13 protein-coding genes and 1 pseudogene are annotated in these 13743 nt (G+C 70.9%); 3 read left to right on the top strand and 11 right to left on the bottom strand.

From position 1 onward, the window contains the following. Window positions 1-340: pseudogene (locus ABZX10_RS09010) on the top strand (hypothetical protein); the annotation flags it as partial. A gap of 47 nt (window positions 341-387) precedes the next feature. Here the strand turns inward: ABZX10_RS09010 and ABZX10_RS09015 are convergent. The 8 genes from ABZX10_RS09015 to rapZ all read right to left on the bottom strand — a co-directional run bounded on the left by ABZX10_RS09015 (window position 388) and on the right by rapZ (window position 7427). After that, on the bottom strand, window positions 388-831 hold the full coding sequence (locus ABZX10_RS09015; RefSeq protein ID WP_355537550.1) for a limonene-1,2-epoxide hydrolase family protein: 444 nt from the start codon (window positions 829-831) through the stop codon (window positions 388-390). A gap of 131 nt (window positions 832-962) precedes the next feature. After that, window positions 963-1199, bottom strand: coding sequence for a preprotein translocase subunit SecG (gene secG, locus ABZX10_RS09020; protein WP_355538208.1), 237 nt, complete (start codon window positions 1197-1199; stop codon window positions 963-965). A gap of 68 nt (window positions 1200-1267) precedes the next feature. After that, window positions 1268-2050, bottom strand: a complete 783-nt coding sequence (gene tpiA / locus ABZX10_RS09025) for a triose-phosphate isomerase (protein WP_355537553.1) — start codon at window positions 2048-2050, stop codon at window positions 1268-1270. Between the two features lie 2 nt (window positions 2051-2052). Beyond that, window positions 2053-3285, bottom strand: coding sequence for a phosphoglycerate kinase (locus tag ABZX10_RS09030; protein WP_355537556.1), 1233 nt, complete (start codon window positions 3283-3285; stop codon window positions 2053-2055). Next, on the bottom strand, window positions 3285-4301 hold the full coding sequence (gap, locus tag ABZX10_RS09035) for a type I glyceraldehyde-3-phosphate dehydrogenase (protein ID WP_355537559.1): 1017 nt from the start codon (window positions 4299-4301) through the stop codon (window positions 3285-3287). Before gap ends, ABZX10_RS09030 begins: the two co-directional genes overlap by 1 nt. Window positions 4302-4416: 115 nt before the next feature. Beyond that, the gene (gene whiA / locus ABZX10_RS09040) at window positions 4417-5400 is read right to left on the bottom strand and encodes a DNA-binding protein WhiA (protein WP_355537562.1); all 984 of its coding nucleotides are present in this window, start codon (window positions 5398-5400) and stop codon (window positions 4417-4419) included. Between the two features lie 177 nt (window positions 5401-5577). Then, entirely contained in the window at window positions 5578-6525 is a 948-nt protein-coding gene (yvcK, locus tag ABZX10_RS09045) for a uridine diphosphate-N-acetylglucosamine-binding protein YvcK (protein ID WP_355537566.1), read from the bottom strand. Beyond that, the gene (gene rapZ, locus ABZX10_RS09050; RefSeq protein WP_355538211.1) at window positions 6522-7427 is read right to left on the bottom strand and encodes an RNase adapter RapZ; all 906 of its coding nucleotides are present in this window, start codon (window positions 7425-7427) and stop codon (window positions 6522-6524) included. The genes yvcK and rapZ overlap by 4 nt, the downstream gene beginning before the upstream one ends. A gap of 76 nt (window positions 7428-7503) precedes the next feature. Between rapZ and ABZX10_RS09055 the strand changes: the two genes are divergently transcribed. Both ABZX10_RS09055 and ggt read left to right on the top strand, forming a co-directional pair. Further along, complete coding sequence (locus ABZX10_RS09055) at window positions 7504-7977, top strand: M15 family metallopeptidase (protein ID WP_355537569.1); 474 nt, start codon at window positions 7504-7506, stop codon at window positions 7975-7977. A 94-nt stretch (window positions 7978-8071) separates the two neighbouring features. Then, a complete protein-coding gene (gene ggt, locus ABZX10_RS09060; protein ID WP_355537572.1) occupies window positions 8072-10045 on the top strand; it encodes a gamma-glutamyltransferase in 1974 nt (657 codons plus the stop codon). Between the two features lie 3 nt (window positions 10046-10048). Here ggt and ABZX10_RS09065 read toward each other — a convergent pair whose 3' ends face one another. Genes ABZX10_RS09065 through ABZX10_RS09075 form a run of 3 tightly spaced genes read right to left on the bottom strand, consistent with a single transcriptional unit; the run spans window position 10049 to window position 13661 of the window. Continuing rightward, entirely contained in the window at window positions 10049-11098 is a 1050-nt protein-coding gene (locus ABZX10_RS09065; protein ID WP_355537576.1) for an ABC transporter ATP-binding protein, read from the bottom strand. After that, the gene (locus tag ABZX10_RS09070) at window positions 11095-12576 is read right to left on the bottom strand and encodes an iron ABC transporter permease (protein ID WP_355537579.1); all 1482 of its coding nucleotides are present in this window, start codon (window positions 12574-12576) and stop codon (window positions 11095-11097) included. Before ABZX10_RS09070 ends, ABZX10_RS09065 begins: the two co-directional genes overlap by 4 nt. A 44-nt stretch (window positions 12577-12620) precedes the next feature. Further along, window positions 12621-13661, bottom strand: coding sequence for an iron ABC transporter substrate-binding protein (locus tag ABZX10_RS09075; RefSeq protein WP_355538214.1), 1041 nt, complete (start codon window positions 13659-13661; stop codon window positions 12621-12623). Window positions 13662-13743 lie beyond the last annotated feature (82 nt).

Here is a 13743-nt window from a genome sequence, read left to right on the forward strand (position 1 = left end):
CCTCTGGACATCACCCGACGGACGGCGCTACATCGTCGACCCCACCGGCATCATGCTCACCCTCTTCCCCGACCTCACCCGCATCCAATGGGACACCCCCACAACACCATCGGGAGCGCCGCACGGAGCAGGGGAGCAGACGCGGCCCGGCGGTCGCACCCGCCTCCAACGCGAACACGCCCGCCGAGAACGACTCCGCCAGGCGAACATCGCGGCCCTCGAAGCAGAACATGAACGTCGAAACACAGGAGCCAGCAAAGTCGAGGACGGCATCATGCGCGTCATCGGCCTGCCGACGCCGCGCCCGGCCCCGTCGTTCGACGGACCGCCGCCCTACTGAGCGGAAGCGCAGCGTGTCCGAGGAATCAGCCCCGACAGGAAGACGGTTCAGCGCTGCAGCGGTGTCATCTTCCGCTGCACAGCGGGGATCGCCAGCGCCAGCACGCCACGCACGAGGCCCTTGAACACGTCCACGTTGTCGAAGTAGTCGCGCCACACCGCGATGCGGCCGTCGCGCACATCGAACCGGCCGCACACCCAGAACCGGACGGCCAAGGGACCCACTCGCAGCTCGTCGATGCGCTCGGTGAGGACCACGGCACCGTCGGACGCGATGGAGGTGACCTCCACGCCGAACCCGAGCCCGGGCCTGGCGAGCAGGCGGATCACGCGGCCCGCTCGGTCGCGGCCCCGCAGGGTGGCCAGGCCGACGTTCGTGTACACCACGTCATCGGCGAATGCGGCGACGGCGTCCTCCGCCCGCCCGTCCGCCATGTCCGCGAGGAACTCCAGCACCGTCGCCTGCTCATCGCGTAGAACCGCCTCAGTCATGGGGCCGACAGTACCGACCCGAGGCACCCGCGTCGTCCGCCCGAGGGCGGAGATACTGCATCGGTCGCGAGAACGACGACGGCGCCCCGAACCGTGGGGTTCGGGGCGCCGTCCGCGTTCGGTCGATCGCGTCAGGAACTGAGCTTGATGCTCAGTGTGACGCCGATGATGCACACGGTCCAGACGACACCGACGAAGATCGTGACCCGGTCGAGGTTCTTCTCCACCACCGACGAGCCCGAGAGCGATGACTGCACACCGCCGCCGAACAGCGACGACAGGCCGCCGCCCTTGCCACGGTGGAGCAGGACGAGCACCACCAGCAGCAGGCTCAGCACGAGGATGGCGATCTTCAGCACCAGCTGCAATGTTTCCACGAGGATCCAGTGTACCTTCCGGTCGTCGGTCGACGGTCAGGGCGCTCGGCGCGCCCGCGTCAGAGCGGTCCGCCGGCGGCGATCGCGCTCAGCGCGGCGAACTCGTCCGGCTTGAGCGAGGCGCCGCCCACGAGGCCACCGTCGACATCGGTCTGGGCGACGAGCTCGCCGACGTTCTTGCTCGACACCGAGCCGCCGTACAGCACACGGATCCCCGCGGCGACCTCGGCGCCGCCGAGCTCGGCGATCGTGGCACGCACCGCCGCGCACACCTCCTGCGCGTCCTGCGGGGTGGCGACCTTGCCCGTTCCGATCGCCCAGACGGGTTCGTAGGCGATCACGATCTTGGCCAGTTCGTCGGCGGTGAGACCGGCGACGGAGCCCTTGAGCTGCTCCACGTTGTACGCGACGTGCGTGCCCTGCTCGCGGATGTCCAGGCCCTCGCCGATGCACACGATGGGCGTGAGCCCGTGCCGCAGCGCCGCCTTGGTCTTGGCGAGGACGATCTCGTTCGTCTCGCCGTGGATCGTGCGGCGCTCGCTGTGCCCGACCACCACGTAGGTGCACCCCAGCTTGGCCAGGAAGGCGCCGGAGATGTCGCCGGTGTAGGCGCCGGAGTCGTGCGGCGAGAGGTCCTGCGCGCCGTAGGTGATCTTCAGGTCGTCACCGTCGACGGCGGTCTGCACCGAGCGCAGATCGGTGAACGGCGGGATGACCGTCACGTCGACGTGCGCGAAGTACTTGTCCGGCAGGGTGAACGCCAGCTTCTGGACCACCGCGATCGCCTCGAGGTGGTTGAGGTTCATCTTCCAGTTGCCGGCGAGGAGCGGCTTGCGACTCATGACTAGCCCCTTTCCAGGACCTGCAGCCCCGGGAGCTCCTTGCCCTCGAGGTACTCCAGCGACGCGCCGCCGCCGGTCGAGATGTGGCTGAAGCCGTCCTCGTCGAGGCCGAGCGTGCGCACGGCGGCCGCCGAATCCCCGCCGCCGACGACGGTGAACGCGCCGCCCGACGTGGCCCTGATGACGGACTCCGCGACGGCCTTGGTACCGGCGGCGAAAGCCGGGAACTCGAAGACGCCCATCGGACCGTTCCAGAACACCGTCTTCGCCTCGGTCAGCACGGCCCCGAAGCGCCGCGCGGACTCCGGGCCGATGTCCAGGCCCATCCAGCCGTCCTCGATCGCGTCCGCAGCCACCGTCTTCGACGCGGCATCGGCGGCGAAGGCGTCCGCGACCACGACGTCGACCGGCAGGTGCAGCACGTCGCCGAACTCCTCGAGCAGCTGCTTGCAGGTCTCGATCTGGTCCTCCTGGAGCAGCGAGGTGCCCACGGAGTAGCCCTGCGCCGCGAGGAAGGTGAAGGCCATGCCGCCGCCGATCACCAGGGTGTCGACCTTGGGGGCCAGCGCGCGGATCACACCGAGCTTGTCGGAGACCTTCGAGCCGCCGAGCACCACGGCGTACGGGCGCGACGGGTTCTCCGTGAGCTGCGCGAGCACCCGGACCTCGGCCTCGACGAGGCCGCCGGCGTACGCCGGGAGCAGCTTCGCCACGTCGAACACGGAGGCCTGCTTGCGGTGCACCACACCGAAGCCGTCGGAGACGAAGGCTCCCTCACCGGCGTGCGAGGAGACGTCGACGAGTTCGGCGAGGTCGCGGGCGAGCGCCTCGCGCTCCGCGTCGTCCTTGCTGGTCTCGCGCGGGTCGAAACGCACGTTCTCCAGCAGGAGCACGTCACCGTCGGTGAGGCCCTCCGCGCGGGCGAGGGCGTCCTGCCCCACCACGTCGCCGGCGAGCTGGACGTTGCGGCCCAGGCGCTCCGCGAGCTCCTTCGCCAAGGGCGCGAGCGAGAACTTCGGGTCCGGTGCGCCCTTGGGGCGGCCCAGGTGCGCGGTGACGATCACCTTGGCGCCCGCCTCGGCGAGCGCCTTGAGGGTCGGCACCGAGGCGGTGATGCGGCCCGCGTCGGTGATCACACCGTTGTCGTCGAGCGGCACGTTCAGGTCGCTGCGGACCAGCACGGTGCGGCCCTCGACGCCCTCGGACAGCAGGTCGGAAAGTGTGGAAACGGTCATCAGAGCGATTTACCTACCAGATCAGTGAGGTCCACGAGGCGGTTGCTGTAGCCCCATTCGTTGTCGTACCAGGACACGACCTTAGCCTGATCGCCGATCACCTTGGTCAAACCCGCGTCGAAGATCGAACTGGCCGGGTCGGTGACGATGTCGGAGGAGACGATCGGGGCGTCGTAGTACTTGAGGATGCCCTTCAGCGCGCCCTCGGCGGCGGCCTTCATCGCAGCGTTGATCTCGTCGGCTCCGGCCTTCTTCTCGAGCTCGACGGTGAGATCGGTGACCGATCCGGTGGGGATCGGCACGCGCAGCGCGTAGCCGTCGAGCTTGCCCGCGAGCTCGGGCAACACCAAGCCGATGGCCTTGGCCGCGCCCGTGGACGTCGGCACCACGTTGATCGCGGCGGCGCGGGCGCGGCGCAGGTCCTTGTGCGGGCCGTCCTGCAGGTTCTGGTCCTGGGTGTACGCGTGGACCGTGGTCATCAGCCCGCTGACGATGCCGAACTCGTCGTTGACCACCTTGGCCAGCGGCCCGAGGCAATTGGTGGTACACGAGGCGTTGGAGATGACGTCCTGGCTGCCGTCGTACTTGTCGTCGTTGACACCCATCACGATGGTGATGTCGGCGTCGGCCGCGGGCGCGGAGATGATGACCTTCTTGGCACCGGAATCCAGGTGCCCCTTCGCCCTGTCACGGGCGGTGAAGATGCCCGTCGACTCGATGACCACGTCGACGCCGAGGTCGCCCCAGGGCAGCGCCGACGGCCCCTCGCGCACCTCCAGAGCCTTGATGACCTGATCGCCGACCCGGATGGTGTCCCCATCGGCCACGACGTCGGCGTCGTACCGGCCGAGGATCGAGTCGAACTTCAGGAGATGGGCGAGGGTGGCGTTGTCGGTGAGGTCGTTGACCGCCACGATCTCGATGTCGGTGGTACCGAGCGCCTTCTGGGCAGCCACCGCCCGGAAGAAGTTCCGGCCGATCCGGCCGAACCCGTTGACGCCTACACGAACAGTCACAGTGGTGCTCCTTCGGGTGAGGAATGCCTGCCCGTCAACGGTAGCTCCGGAGCACCCTCCCCGCTCGGTTGTCGACGGTGTCCGATCGGCCCCGTTCGTGCCCGTTCCGGCCTGTTCAGCCCTCGTCGAGCATGTCCGCGGTGACCGCGGACTCGGTGTCCGGCACGCCGTCGGCGGCGGCCCGCTTGTCCGCCATCGAGAGCAACCGCCGGATCCGGCCGGCGACGGCGTCCTTGGTCATCGGGGGGTCGGCGAGCTGGCCGAGCTCCTCCAACGAGGCCTGACGGTGCTGCACGCGCAGCGATCCCGCCTGGGCGAGATGATCGGGCACGTCCGAGCCGAGGATCTCGAGCGCACGCTCGACGCGCGCGGCCGCGGCCACGGCGGCCCGGGCGGACCGCCGGAGATTGGCATCGTCGAAGTTCGCCAGACGGTTCGCGGTGGCGCGGACCTCGCGCCGCATGCGCCGCTCCTCCCACACCAGGCGGGTGTCGTTGGCCCCCATGCGGGTCAGCAGCGCACCGATCGCCTCCCCGTCGCGGACGACGACGCGGTCCGCACCACGGACCTCGCGGGCCTTCGCCGTGACGCCGAGGCGCCGCGCGCAGCCGACGATGGCGAGCGCGACCTCGGGCCCGGGGCAGGAGACCTCGAGCGCGCTGGAGCGCCCCGGCTCGGTGAGCGAACCGTGGGCGAGGAAGGCGCCGCGCCAGGCGGCCTCCGAGTCGTGCACCGAGCCGCCCACGATCTGCGAGGGCAGGCCGACGACGGGGCGGCCGCGCATGTCCAGCAGGCCGGTCTGCCGCGCGAGGGCCTCGCCGTCCTTGACCACGCGGACGATGTATCGGGCGGCCTTGCGCAACCCGCCGGCGCTGAGGACGTGCACATCGGAGTTGTAGCCGTAGAGATCGAGGATCTCCTTGCGGAGGCGGCGGGCAGTGATCCCCATGTCCACCTCGGCCTCGACGATCACCCGTCCGCCCTGGATGTGCAGGCCGCCCGCGAACCGCAGGAGCGAGGCGACCTCTGCGCGACGCGCGCTCACCTGGTTGATGGAGAGCCGACTGAGCTCGTCCTTGACCTGGGATGTGAGCGCCACTACGCCGTCCTTCCGGGCTTCGAGTACGGATTGTGTGAAGAGACATTCACTGTAGGCCATTACCGGGAGCAACGGTGACGGCGGCGAAGCCCGCTGTCCGCGGCCCCTCGCGACGTGGCGGTTCTCCGCAGAATTGGTCCGGTCGGAGGACGCGACTGCTCCGGGATCCGCATCGGGTCAGGTGTCCAACACCGCCCGCAGCCCGCGCGCCAGGGAGACCGGGTCGTGCTGGTGCGATCCGGGGACCCCCACGTCGACGAAGTGCGGACGGGCGCCGAACAGCGCGGTCGCGCGGATCAGGTGCTCGCGCTCGGTGCCCGGCGGCACCGTCGCGGCGTCGACGATGATGTCGTCGAACTTCAGGCCCTCAGCGTGCGCGGCGAGCACGTGCAGGTGCCGCTCCGGCGAGTACCCGCCGGTCTCCTCCGGCTCGGGCGCCAGGTTGAGGATGAGCACGCGACGCGCCGACGTGCGCCGCAGAGCGTCGAGCTGCTCGGGGACCAGGACGTGCGGGATGACGGAGCTGAACCACGATCCGGGCCCCAGAGTCACGACGTCGGCGGCCATGATCGCCTCGACCGCGTCGACGCACGCCTCGGGGTGCGGCGGCAGCAGCCGCACTCGCCGTACCTGGCCCGGCGTCACGGCGACGGCCACCTGGCCGCGGATAACGCGCGAGAGGCGCGGATCGTCCTCCAGCCCGGTCACATCGGCCTCGATCCGCAGCGGGCCGGGCACCATCGGCAGCACCCTGCCCTGTACCCCGAACCGGTCCCCGATCGCGTCCAGCGCCTCGACGGGGTCGCCCAGCACCTCGCACAGCCCGGCGAGTAACAGGTTCCCCACCGGATGACCGGCCATCGCGCCGCCGCCACCGAAGCGGTGCTGCAGGATGCCGGCCCAGAACTCGCCACGGTCGTCATCGGGCATGAGCGCCGCGAGCGCCATCCGCAGGTCCCCCGGGGGAATGATGCCCAACTCCCCCCGCAGCCGACCGGACGATCCGCCGTCGTCGGCGACGGTGACGATCGCGGTGATCTCGGCGTCCAGTGCACGGGCCGCACGCAGGGTGGCGAACAGTCCGTGGCCGCCGCCGAGCGAGGCCACCTTCAACGCTGTAGTCATTCCAGCCCCAGATCCCGGTGCGCCGCACGCACTTCGATGCCCGGCTTGCCGGACAGCCGGCGCACGAGCTCCTCCGTCATGGCCACGCTGCGGTGCTTGCCACCGGTGCAGCCGATGCCCACCGTGAGGTAGGTCTTGCCCTCCCGGCGGTAGCCGTCGAGCAGCGGGTCGAGCAGCTTCGCGTAGGTGTCGAGGAACTCCGACGCCCCGCTCTGCCCCAGCACGTACCCGGACACCTCGGGTGTGAGGCCGTTGAGCGGCCGCAGCTCCGGCACCCAGAACGGGTTCGGCAGGAACCGCACGTCCAGCACCATGTCCGCGTCGAGCAGGATCCCGTTCTTGAAGCCGAAGGATTCGACGGTGACGGTGATCGTCCCGGAGCGCAGCGTGCGGAAGGCGTTCTCGATCGTCTCACGCAGCCGGGCCACCGACAGGTTCGAGGTATCCAGTACGAGGTCGGCCGTCGACCGGATGGGCTGCAGGATCCGGCGTTCGGCCGCGATGCCCTCGGCGAGCGTGCCACTGCCCTGGAGCGGATGTTTGCGCCGCACCTGCTCGAACCGGCGGATCAGCGTCTCGTCCGAGGCGTCGAGGAACAGTACCCGCGGCTCGATGTCCTTGCCCTGCAACTCGCGCCGGATGTTCGCGAAGTCGCCCGTGAAGGTGCGCGACCGGACGTCCGTGACGATGCACAGCCGATGGATCCGCGACTCGTCCGCCAGCGAGATGTCGACCATGTTGCTGATCAGCGCGGGCGGCAGGTTGTCGGCGACGTACCAGCCGAGATCCTCCAGGACCTTCGCGGCCGTGCCGCGGCCCGCGCCGGACAGCCCGGTCACCAGCAGAACGTCCATCGGGCCGTCGCTGCGGTGCTCGCCGACGGTCCGCTCCTCCGCTCTCATCTCCCGGTCCCCGGTCGGGCGCACGGCCCCTCCTCGTCGCTCAGTGGTCCTGCCGACCAGCCTAGAGTCTTCAGACGTGCCGCGCCCTCACACCGTCGTGCTCCTCGCCACCGCTCTCGCCGCGGCGGCGTCCGTGCTGGTCGCGCCCGCCGCATCGGCGGACACCGTGCCGGGCACCGTCGGGCTCGATCCCGGCCTCGCGCAGGCGTACTCGGCCGCGTACCGGGCTGCGGCCGCCGAGGGCGTCGTGCTCAGCGTCACGTCCGGGAAGCGCTCGTGGGCGCAGCAGGAAGCACTGTGGAACCAGGGCGTCGCGCAGTACGGCTCGACGACCGCGGCCCGCCGGTGGGTGCTGCCGCCCGCCGAGTCCACACACGTGCGCGGCGCGGCCGTGGACGTCGGCCCCTGGCAGGGCGCGGCGTGGCTGCAGGCGAACGGGAACAGGTGGGGCCTGTGCCGCACCTTCGGCAACGAGTGGTGGCACTTCGAGCTGGCCACCTCCGCCGGCGGCCAATGCCCGCCGACGGTGCCCGACGCCTCCATCCGCTGACGACCGCCGAACCTCCGCTGGGTCTCGCCGAACCCTTCGCACCACTCACAGGCCGGTGTTAGGTTGCGATGATCTTCACTCCTTGGAGGACTCCATGTTCCGTCTCAGGTCGGCGGCGGCAGCCGCGTTCGTGATCCCCCTCGCCGTGGCGGGGTGCGGAACGTCCGGGTCGGACGGTGGCCCGTCCGGCGGACCGTCGTCGGTGACGATCGCGGCGGGCGGCTGCGACGCGACCGGCGCGGCGGGCACCATGTACCAGCCCTCGGCCACGTCGTCGCCGAACGGTCCGCGGGACATCAGCACGAATCCCGAGGGCTCGTCCGGCTACCGCTCCGGCCTACCGGTCACGCACACCAAGGACTACGCGGTGGCGACCGCGAACCCGATCTCCACGAAGGCCGCCTGCGAGGTGCTGGCGAAGGGTGGCACCGCCGCCGACGCGCTCGTGGCCGCGCAGACGGTGCTCGGGCTCGTAGAGCCGCAGTCGTCGGGCATCGCCGGTGGCGCCTTCCTGCTCTACTACGACGCGAAAACGAAGAAGGTCCAGGCCTACGACGGCCGGGAGACGGCGCCCGCGAGCGCCGACGAGAACTACCTGCGCTGGATCTCGCCCACCGACCGGACGACGCCGAAGCCCGACGCCCGGTCGTCGGGCCGGGCGGTCGGCGTTCCCGGCGCGCTCCGCCTGCTCGAGGCGGTCCAGGGCGAACACGGCAACAAGACCTGGCGCGAGCTCTTCGACCCGGCCGTGAAGCTGGCCGACGACGGGTTCGAGATCAGCCCGCGCCTGGCCGGCGCGATCTCGGACGAGGCGAAGAACTTCGTGAACGACGCCGACCTCAAGGCGTACTTCCTCGAGCCCGACGGTGCGCCGAAGAAGGCGGGGGTGAAGCTCACGAACCCCGCGTACGCGAAGACCCTGGGCGCCATCGCCGCCGAGGGCGCGAAGGCGTTCTACACCGGAGCGATCGCCGACGCGATCGTGGCGTCCGTGCACGACACCACGGGTGGCCGCACCGCGGGCACGATGACGACGGAGGACCTCGCGAAGTACGCCGTGAAGATCCGTGACGCCGTCTGCACCCCGTACCGCGACCGCGAGCTGTGCGGCATGCCCGCACCGTCATCGGGCGGGATCACCGTCGCGCAGGCGCTCGGCATCCTGAACTCCTTCGACCTGTCGAAGCTCGGACCGGCCGCCGTGCACGGCGCGGACCCCGGTCCCGACGGCGGCATCCCGACCGCCGAGGCGATCCACCTCGTCTCCGAGGCCGAGCGGCTCGCGTACGCGGACCGCGACAAGTACATCGCCGACCCCGACTTCATCCCCCTGCCCGGCGGCTCGCCCGCCGCGCTCGTCGACCCCGCGTACCTGGCGGGCCGCGCCCAGCTGATCGATCGGAACAAGACGATGGGCACCGCCAAACCCGGTGAGTTCCCCACCGCCACACCGGGCGTCACGACCACGCCGGAGCACGGCACCAGCCACATCACGGTGCTCGACAAGTACGGCAACCTGGCGTCGATGACCACCACCGTCGAGTCGGCCTTCGGCTCGTACCACATGGTCGACGGCTTCCTGCTCAACAACCAGCTCACCGACTTCTCCGCGGAGCCGGTCGATTCCACCGGGCAACCGGTCGCGAACCGGGTGCAGCCGAACAAGCGGCCACGCAGCTCGATGTCGCCGACGATCCTGTTCGCCCGAGGCGCCGACGGCGGCCGCGGGGACGTGCTCGGTGCGCTCGGATCCCCCGGTGGCGCCGTGATCATCCAGTTCGTGATCAAGACGATCATCGGCCTCACGGACTGGCAGCTGAATCCGCAGCAGGCGGTGGGCATGGTCAACTTCGGCGCCGCGAACTCGCCGAAGACCAACGTGGACAGCGCCCATCCCGCCCTGGCGACCGACGAGGGGCGGAAGGTCGTCGAGCAGCTCCGGGCACTCGGTCATCAGCTCAACCTCGCGCCACAGGTCTCGGGACTGTCGGCGATCGTGAAGCAGGGCGATGTGTACGCCGGCGGTGCCGACCCGCGCCGCGAGGGAGTCGTGCTCGGCGGCAGCTGACGCTCAGGTCGTCAGCGGCACCGCAGAGCCGACCACACGGAGCGCCACCCTGTCGCCGGCGACGGGCAGCTCGGTGCTCGGGTGTCGGAGGACGACGACGGTCCCGTCGCCCAGCGCCACGGTGACCGTCGCGTCGGGACCGAAGAACTCCACCCGGGTGACGGTGGCGAGCGCCCCCTCCCCCGCGATCCGGATCTGTTCGGGCCGGAGCAGTACAGTCCCCGTCGCGCCCGTGGTACCGGTGGCGCCCTCCGCCAGCGGGATCCGCCCCAGCGGGGTGTCGGCGACGGTGCCGTCGACGACACCGTCGAGCAGCACGACGTCGCCGAGGAACCGGGCCACGACCTCGGAGTCGGGACGCGCGTAGACCCGGGCCGGCGGGCCGACCTGCGCGAGGACGCCATCGCGCAGGACCGCGACCTGGTCGGCGAACGAGAGCGCCTCGGCCTGGTCGTGGGTGACGAGCACCGTCGTGATCCCGGCCGCGCCGAGCACCTCCGCGACGGCGGCGCGGGTCGCGACCCTCAGGCCCGCGTCGAGGGCGGAGAAGGACTCGTCGAGGAGCATGATCCGCGGCCGGCCGGCGAGGGCGCGCGCGAGCGCGACGCGCTGCTGCTGCCCGCCCGACAGTTCGTGCGGAAATCGGCGCGCCAGAACCGGGTCCAGCGACACCATCGCGAGCAGCTCGTCGACCCGGCGGGCGACCTCCCGGCGCCGGGCCGGCAGCGGCGACCGACCGAGGCCGAACGAGATGTTGCGGGCCACCGACAGATGCGGGAACAGCGCGCCGTCCTGCGCCACGTAGCCCACGCCGCGTCGGTGCGCCGCGACCCACGCGGTGTCCGAGGCGAGCTCGCGGTCGCCGAGCCGGACGCTACCGGCGTCGGGCCGAGCGAAGCCCGCGACGAGCCGGAGCAGCGTCGTCTTCCCGGAACCGGAGGGCCCGACGACGGCGGTGATCGAGCCCGCTGCCACCGTCAGGTCGACGTCCCGCAGCACGGTGTCGGCGCCGTAGCGCTTGGTGAGACCGCGCAGGGCGAGTTCGGCGCTCATGCGGCTCCTCTCGTCCGGGTGGTGCGTCCGGCGGCCCGTCGGGACTGGCGGAACAGCAGGTAGGTGGTGGGCAGCGACAGGAGCACCATCGCCATGGCGTAGGGCGCGGCGCCGGGATAGTCGATCTCGCTGCTGCGCGCCCAGAACTCGGTCGCGAGGGTGCGGGTTCCGTTGGGCGCCAGGATCAGCGTCGCCGTCAGCTCGTTGGTGACGGCGAGGAAGACGAGGGCCGCGCCCGCCGCCGACGCGGGCGCGGTGAGGCGGAGGGTGATGCGTGCGAAGGCGATCGGGGGCGGCGCGCCGAGAGCGCGGGCCGCCTCCTCCAGCGAGACCGGCGCCTGCGCCAGGCCCGCCCGCAGGCCCACGGCGGCGCGCGGCAGGAAGAGCAGCACGTAGGCGAGGACCAGCACCGTCGCGCTCTGGTAGAGGTCCGGTACCGCGCGGATCGAGACGGTGACCAGCGCCAGCCCGATGACGATGCCCGGCATCGCGCTGCTGACGTACGTGGATGCCTCCAGAGTGCGGGTGATCCGGTTCGGCTCACGGACGGCGAGGTAGGCCAGCGGGAACGCGGCGGCGACGGTGACCACCGCGGTGACCGCGCCGTACCCCAGCGAGGTGCCGAGGGCGTCGATCAGGTCGGCCGGCACCGTCGACGCGGCGCCGCGCACCGTCCAACGCACGACGAACCACAGTGGCAAGCCCAGCGCTGCGGCGACGAGGGTGAACAGCGCGAGCTGCGCGCCGATCTGATACCCGCCCAACGGGATCCGGGCGGGTTTCGCGACCGCCCCGGACCCGACCCGCGCGTACCGGGCCCGCCCCCGGGCGGCGACCTCGGCGAGGAGTAGGAGCAGGCACAGCAGAGCCAGCACGCCGGCGAGCATCGATCCCGCGGCGCCGTTGAAGGTCGACTGGTACTGGACCATGATCGCCGTGGTGAAGGTGTCGAACCGGATCATGGCGAAGGCGCCGTACTCCGCGAGGAGGTGCAGCGCCACGAGCACGGCCCCGCCGAGGGTCGCCAGCCGCAGCTGCGGGAGGACGACCCGGACGAACACCGCCCACCGCCCGAGGCCGAGCGCGGCCGCGGACTCCTCGAGGGCGGGGTCGAGTCGACTCAACGCCGCGGCGACCGGGATGTAGACGAGCGGATAGTAGAACAGCACCGCGATGAGCACGCCCGACCACAGTCCGCCGAGCGACGGGATCGCGGAGACCCAGCCGTAGCTGCCGACGAAGGCGGGGATCGCGAGTGGCGCTGCCAGCAGGAGCGACCACGCGCGACGGCCCCACAGCGAGGTCCGCTCGACCAGCCACGCGCCGCCCACGCCGACGACCACGCTCAGCGGCACGGCCACCAGCGTGAGCAGCACGGTGTTGATGAGCAGTTCGCCGACGCGGGGCCGGAAGACCAGCCGGACCGACTCCGACCAGCCGGTGTCGATCGTGGTGTAGACGACGAAGCCCAGCGGCACCGCCGCGACCGCCGCGATGGCGGCGGCCGCGAGGGTGAGCAGCCTCAGAGCAGGCCCGCCTCAGTCATCAGCTTCACGACCTCGGGGCCGTTGAGCTTGGCCGGGTCGACGGTCGGCGCCTGCAGGTCGGCCATGGGGACCAGCTTCGGATTGGCCGGGACGCCCGAGGCCACGGGGTACTCGAAGGAGGTGCCCTTCTCGAGGACCTCCTGGCCGGTCTTGGAGGTGATGAACTTCAGCAGCTGCTGCGCCTGGGCCTGCTTCTTCGAGGACTTCAGCACGCCGCCGCCCGAGATCGACACGAAGGCACCCGGATCCTGGTTGCGGAAGTAGTGCGTGCCCACGTTGGCGGAGTTCTCGGCGGTCTTGGCCTGATCGCCGTAGAAGTAGTAGTGGTAGATGAGCGCGGTGTCGACCTCACCGGCGTTGACGGCCTTCATCGCGGCGCCGTTGCCCTTGTACTCCTTCGCGCCCGCCTTCATCGCGGCGAGCCAGTCCTTGGTGGCCTGTTCGCCCTTGAGCTGCAGGTACGCCGACACGATGGCCTGGAAGTCGGCGCCCGACGGCGACGCGCTCCAGCGTCCCTTCCACTCCGGGCTCGCGAGGTCGGTCATCGACTTCGGCAACTGCTCGGGGGTGACCTTGCGCTTGTCGTAGACCAGCACCGTCGAGCGGGCGGCGATGCCGGTCCACTTGCCCGTGGACGGCTTGAGGCCGCCCGCCACCTGGGCGAGGGTCGCCGGGTCGACGTCGGCGAACAGGCCCTTGTTCTCGACCTGGGTCATCGCGGGCGAATTCTCGGTGAGGAAGACGTCCGCGGGCGAGCGGTCGCCCTCGGCGATGATCTGCTGCGCCAGTTCGGAATCCTTGCCCTGCCGGATCGTGACCTTGATGCCGGTCTGCTCGGTGAACTTCGCGACCCACTCCTTGGCGAGGGTGTCGTGCTGGGCGTTGTAGAGCGTCAGGTCGCCGCCCGCGGCGCCGGAGCTCGACGGTGCCGCACCGTCGCCGCTCGAGCCGCAGGAGGTGATCGTGAGGGAGGCCACCGCCACCAGTGCGGCGGCCAGGGTGGTACGCGTGCGCAACGACATCGTCGAATCCTTTTCTTGTGCAACGAAATCACTCACGGCGGGCGGGAGTAAGGCGACGCTACACTAAGCGTGACGA

The organism is Tsukamurella sp. NPDC003166, from assembly GCF_040611135.1.
In the GTDB taxonomy this organism is placed as follows: domain Bacteria; phylum Actinomycetota; class Actinomycetes; order Mycobacteriales; family Mycobacteriaceae; genus Tsukamurella.